The organism is Desulfovibrio sp. (assembly GCF_035644575.1).
In the GTDB taxonomy this organism is placed as follows: Bacteria; Desulfobacterota; Desulfovibrionia; order Desulfovibrionales; family Desulfovibrionaceae; genus Desulfovibrio.
Genome location: NZ_DASQOG010000205.1, coordinates 1 through 5467, shown reverse-complemented (window position 1 = coordinate 5467; position 5467 = coordinate 1). Strand labels below are relative to the sequence as shown.

Genomic DNA, 5467 nt, shown 5'->3' with positions numbered 1-5467 from the left:
CTAAAAAGACAATTGTTTTCCTTGTGCGGATGGCGTAATATGGCGGACTTGAGCAATAAGCCCAGCTTGTAAGGAGCAGGAAAACTATGACCGAGGATAAGTTCGCAACCTCCATGTCGGAGGAAGGCGCTGAGGATTTTGCCGCCATGCTGGCGGCCCACGACACCGCTTCAAACCGCCTGCAGCCCGGCCAGAAAGTGACCGGGACTGTAATCGCCATCACTGGCGACAGCGTTTTTGTGGACGTGGGCATAAAGGTTGACGGCATCATTGACCGCAAAGACATTCTTGATGCCGAGGGCAATGAAAGCGTTAAGCCCGGCGACAGCCTCGAAGCGTGGGTTACTGGCGTTTCCTCGCAAGAGATTCGCCTTTCCCGCTCCATGAGCGGCAGCGGCGTTGCCGCGCTTGAAGAAGCCCGCGATGCGGCAGTGCCGGTTGACGGCCGCATAACCGCAGTGTGCAAGGGCGGCTACACGGTTGACGTGCTTGGCAAGCAGGCCTTCTGCCCCGGCAGCCAGCTTGGCGTTGCCACGTCTGAAGACGCCGCAGAGGTTGTGGGCCGCACCATGCCGTTTCTGGTTATCCGCGTTGAAAATCGCGGCAGAAATGTTGTGGTTTCGCACCGCGCCATTGTTGAGCGCGAACGCGCCGAACAGCTCGACGCCCTGCTTGAAAGCCTCAAGCCCGGCGATATGGTTGAAGGCAAGATCACGCGTTTCGCCGCTTTTGGCGCATTCATGGAGCTTGCTCCTTCTGTTGAAGGCATGATCCACCTTTCCGAACTTTCCTGGTCGCGCGTGGGCGCTCCTGACGAAGCCGTGTCGCTCGACGACACCGTGCGCGCCAAGGTTATCTCCATCAGCAAGGACAGCAAGGGCCATGTGCGCATTTCGCTTTCGCGCAAGCAGGCCGAGGGCGATCCCTGGCAGGATGTGACCACCAGGCTTGAGTCCGGCACGGTTGTTTCCGGCAAGGTTGTTCGCCTCGCGCCCTTTGGCGCGTTTGTGGAGCTTCTGCCCGGCATTGAGGGCCTTGTGCACATTTCTGAACTGTCGTGGACAAAGCGCGTGGCCAAGGCCGAAGACGTGCTTGCGGCGGGCGAAGTCGTTTCGGTTAAAATCAAGGAAATCAACCTTGAAAACCGCCGTATTTCCCTGAGCCTGCGCGATGCGGAAGGCGACCCCTGGAAGGAAGCCGGCCAGCAGTTTGCCGTTGGTTCAACGGTTAGCGGCACGGTTGAAAGCCGCACCCCCTATGGCCTCTTTATTACGCTGGCCCCCGGCATCACCGGTTTGCTGCCTGCTGGCGTCATCAAGAACTCCAAGCAGGGCAAGCAGTACAGCAAATTGGACAAGGGCGACGCCGTTACCCTTACTGTACAAAATTTGGACACCAGCGCCAGACGCATCAGCCTTGCCCCCGAGGGCGAGCAAACTGCCGCACCCGCCGAAGACAAGGCGTGGAAGCAGCATGCATCCACCGCAAGCTCCAACAGCGGGTCTGGAATGAACATCATGGCACAGGCTTTGCAAAAGGCTCTGAAAAATAAGTAACCAGGAGCTTTTCCATGATGATAAAAAAATGTCTTGCAGCCATGCTTGCCGTGACTTTTCTTGCGGCATCGCAGCTTGCCCAGGCAGCCAATCTGCCCGACTTCAGCGAACTGGCGGCCAAAAGCGGCCCGGCAGTCGTAAACATCGGTACGGAACGGAAGGCCAGCGGTAACAGCCAGGACGATCTCATGGGGGAAATGTTCCGCAATATGCCGCCAGGATTTGACAAATTCTTTGATCAGTTCGGCGGCAAGCGCGGTGGCAAGCGCCCCCAGATGAAACAGAAGTCTCTGGGATCGGGCTTTATTGTCTCCGCTGACGGCTATATTGTTACCAACAATCATGTGGTTGCAGATGCGGATGTTATCCGTGTGACCCTTGATCAGAGCAATGGCAAAAGCGAAGCCATCACGGCCAAGCTGGTTGGCGCGGATGAAGAAACCGACCTCGCCCTGCTGAAAATTGAAACCAAAAAGACCTTGCCCTTCCTCGCGTTCGGCAATTCGGACGAACTGCGAGTGGGTGAGTGGCTGCTGGCCATCGGCAACCCCTTTGGCCTCGACCACACGGTGACGGCGGGTATACTTTCGGCCAAAAACCGCAACATACACGCCGGCCCCTTTGACAACTTCCTGCAGACGGATGCCTCCATCAACCCCGGCAACAGCGGCGGCCCGCTGCTGAACATGGCCGGGCAGGTGATCGGCATCAACACGGCCATTATGGCGAGCGGGCAGGGCCTTGGCTTTGCCATCCCGAGCAACATGGCCGCCAAGATCATCGACCAGATCAAGTCCGGCAAAAAGATCAGCCGTGGCTGGATTGGCGTTGGTATTCAGGATGTTGAAGAAAATACCGCCAAGGCGCTGGGCCTCAAGGACGCCAAGGGCGCGCTTGTGGGCAGCGTTATGGAAGGCGAACCCGCTGCCAAGGCTGGCATGAAAGACGGCGACATCATTGTTTCCGTTGACGGCAAGGCCATTGAAGACGCCGCAGCCCTGCTGCGTGTGATTGCCGACAAAACCCCCGGCAGCAAGGCTGCAATAACGGTGTGGCGCGATGGCAAAAACACTGACCTTACCGTGACGCTTGGCGAGCGCAAAACCTCGCAGTCTGGCGATCAGAACGGCAAGGATCAGAAGCAGAAGGACGAGGGGTTGCTCGGCATTTCCGTCCGTCCCCTGACGGATGAAGAACGCCGCGAACTCAAGATTGAGAAAAACGAAGGGCTGGTCATCATTGACGTCAATCCTGACAAGCCCGCTGCCGAAGCCGATCTGCGCCCCGGCGACGTGATTCTCAAGGCCAACCTCAAACCCGTTCGCAGCGCTGCGGATCTGTCGAAAATCGTCAACGATGAAGGCGTCGCTCGAGGCGCAGTCATGTTGCAGATTTCACGGCGAGGCGATGTGTACTTCCGAACTGTAAGCCTGAGCAAGTAGCAGGCACAAACTACACGGGCTGCCTCTTAACCGGGGCAGCCCTTTTTTTATCCATGAGCTTACGCATACTCAACATTGGCGGACCGTATCTGGCCCCAGCCCTCAAACGCCTGGGGCACCACGTTGTCACGGTGCATCCGGCAGCTGACGCCGACATTCCCTCACCGCACCCATACTCTGTGCGGCAGCTCCAAAGCCGCCTTGATGCGCTCGGTTTTGCGCCTGACGCACTGTTCTACTGCGATGACGGCAATATGCCGCAACTGCTTGATCCGGAGAACGCCCCCTGGCCTTCGGTGCGTTATTCTATTGATACCTACTGCAACCCCTGGCACATCCCGTATTCCAATGGTTTTGACGTAACCCTTGTGGCGCAGAAAGACTATGTGGAAGTATTTTCGCACGAGGGCATACCAGCGCACTGGTTTCCGCTATTTTACCCTAACGTTCTTGAGCCCGTGGGGGATTTTGCATCGCGCGACATCCCGGTGGCCTTCGTGGGAACCCTTGGGCACAAAAATAATCCGGACCGCGCTCCATTTCTCAGGGCCTTTCGCACCAGACACCCGCTGGTGGCAATTTCTGGCGATTACAAGCCCATATTTACGCGCAGCCGCATTGTTCTTAACCAGACTGCGGCTTCAGAAGTGAATTTCCGCTGTTTTGAGGCTATCGCCTGCGGCGCGGCCCTGCTGATGGAAACCTGCGGCAACGGCCTGAACGAGCTCTTTGCCCCCGGCGAGGAAATTCTGCCCACATACCAATGCAACGATGCGCAGGCAGCTGCGGCCATTGCCGCCACAGCGCTCGCAAATCCCGAAAGGCTTGCGGAGATTGCGCAAGCCGGGAGCAGGGCAGTGGCCCGGCGCCATACAGACACCGCGCGTGCGGTCAGCCTGACGCAGATGCTGGCAGAGTTGTGCGCCACTCAGGCGCACCGTGAGCGGCTTGAACAATCGCTTGATAAACGCACAGCTCTTGTGCGCGGAGCTTATGGAATGCTTTCCAGCGAGCTTCTTGACCCGCAGCTGGAAGGACACCGCGAATTTTTTGAAAAAATATGCCTTCGTCAACTGTAGCGACCACAAATACTTGCAGTAATACATCAAGGGATGCATCCTGCATTGCAGGCATGCGCGATAGGGCATATAGTCGGCAGAGCACTACTTTTTGGAGGAATATCAATGCCAGTTGTGCATAGCGACGCCGGGCATCTGCCCGGGCTGGATAAGCTGGAGAACATCCCCGCGCTCATGAGCGCGTACTACACCGAATTTCCCAATCCGGCGCTAGCAGCCCAGCGTGTTGCCTTTGGCACCTCGGGGCATCGCGGCACATCAGTGCTGTGCAGCTTTAACGAGGAGCACATCTACGCCATCACTCAGGCGGTGTGCGACTACCGCGCCGCCAAGGGCATTGACGGACCGCTGTTTCTTGGCGGCGATACCCATGCGCTGTCTGAAGCCGCCTTTCGCTCCGCGCTGGAAGTGCTGGTTGCCAACAACGTGAATGTGCGCATTTCTGCTGGCGGGGCCTACACGGCCACTCCGGCGATTTCCCATGCCGTGCTCAAATGGAACGCGGGCCGCGTTAACGGTCTGGCCGATGGCATTGTCATCACGCCTTCGCACAATCCCCCGCGTGACGGCGGCTTCAAGTACAATCCGCCCCACGGCGGTCCGGCAGAAGCAGAAGTCACCAGCCAGATTGAAAAATGCGCCAATGTCTATCTCGAAAACGGCAACAAGGGCGTAAAGCTCACCCACCTGCGGGCGGCGCGCACCTCTTCGCTGGTGGAAGAATACGATTTCATCGGCAGTTATGTGCAGGATCTGGCCGGGGTGCTGGACATGAAGGCCATTGCCTCCTCTGGCCTGCGCATCGGCGTTGACCCCCTTGGCGGCGCAAGCCTGCCCATGTGGGAACCCATTGCAGAAGCCTACGGCATTGACCTTGAAGTGGTGAACAGGGCAGTGGATCCTACATTCCGCTTTGTTCCTTGCGACAAGGACGGCAAAATCCGCATGGATTGCTCCTCGCCCTATGCCATGAGCCGCCTGCTGGATCTGCGCGACCATTTTGACCTGAGCTTCGCCTGTGATCCGGATTCCGACCGCCACGGCATTGTGACGCGCAACGAGCTGATGAACCCCAATCATTTTCTGAGCGTCGCCGCCTGGTACCTGTTCCGCACCCGCAGGGAGTGGCCCGCGCAGCGCGGCATTGGCAAAACCCTTGTGACAAGCGCCATGCTCGACAGGGTAGGGAAGGACCTTGGCCGCCCGGTTGTTGAGGTGCCAGTGGGCTTTAAATGGTTTGTGCCCTATTTGCTCAATGGGCGCTGCGGCTTTGGCTGCGAGGAAAGCGCGGGCGCTTCCTTCCTGTGCTTTGACGGCACGCCCTGGAGCACAGACAAGGACGGCCCCCTCATGTGCCTGCTGGCGGCTGAAATGATGGCGGTGGAGCAGT

Annotated in this window: 4 protein-coding genes; all 4 read left to right on the top strand. The window is 58.2% G+C overall.

All coding sequences use genetic code 11. From position 1 onward, the window contains the following. Positions 1 to 86 precede the first annotated feature (86 nt). Positions 87 to 1556, top strand: a complete 1470-nt coding sequence (locus tag VEZ52_RS11320; protein ID WP_324836902.1) for a 30S ribosomal protein S1 — start codon at positions 87 to 89, stop codon at positions 1554 to 1556. A 14-nt stretch (positions 1557 to 1570) separates the two neighbouring features. Next, positions 1571 to 2998: a DegQ family serine endoprotease gene (locus tag VEZ52_RS11315; protein ID WP_324836901.1), complete on the top strand. Its 1428-nt coding sequence runs from the start codon at positions 1571 to 1573 to the stop codon at positions 2996 to 2998. Between the two features lie 53 nt (positions 2999 to 3051). After that, positions 3052 to 4077 carry a glycosyltransferase gene (locus VEZ52_RS11310; RefSeq protein WP_324836900.1) on the top strand — a complete coding sequence of 342 codons (1026 nt, stop codon included), beginning with the start codon at positions 3052 to 3054 and terminating at the stop codon, positions 4075 to 4077. Positions 4078 to 4182: 105 nt separating this feature from the next. Then, positions 4183 to 5467 (top strand): phosphoglucomutase (locus VEZ52_RS11305; protein ID WP_324836899.1); only part of this gene is annotated, 1285 nt, incomplete at its 3' end.

Coding starts and splice junctions, on each gene's coding strand:
- VEZ52_RS11320 (WP_324836902.1), top strand. CDS start 87: ATGACCGAGGATAAGTTCGCAACCTCCATGTCGGAGGAAGGCGCTGAG.
- VEZ52_RS11315 (WP_324836901.1), top strand. CDS start 1,571: ATGATGATAAAAAAATGTCTTGCAGCCATGCTTGCCGTGACTTTTCTT.
- VEZ52_RS11310 (WP_324836900.1), top strand. CDS start 3,052: ATGAGCTTACGCATACTCAACATTGGCGGACCGTATCTGGCCCCAGCC.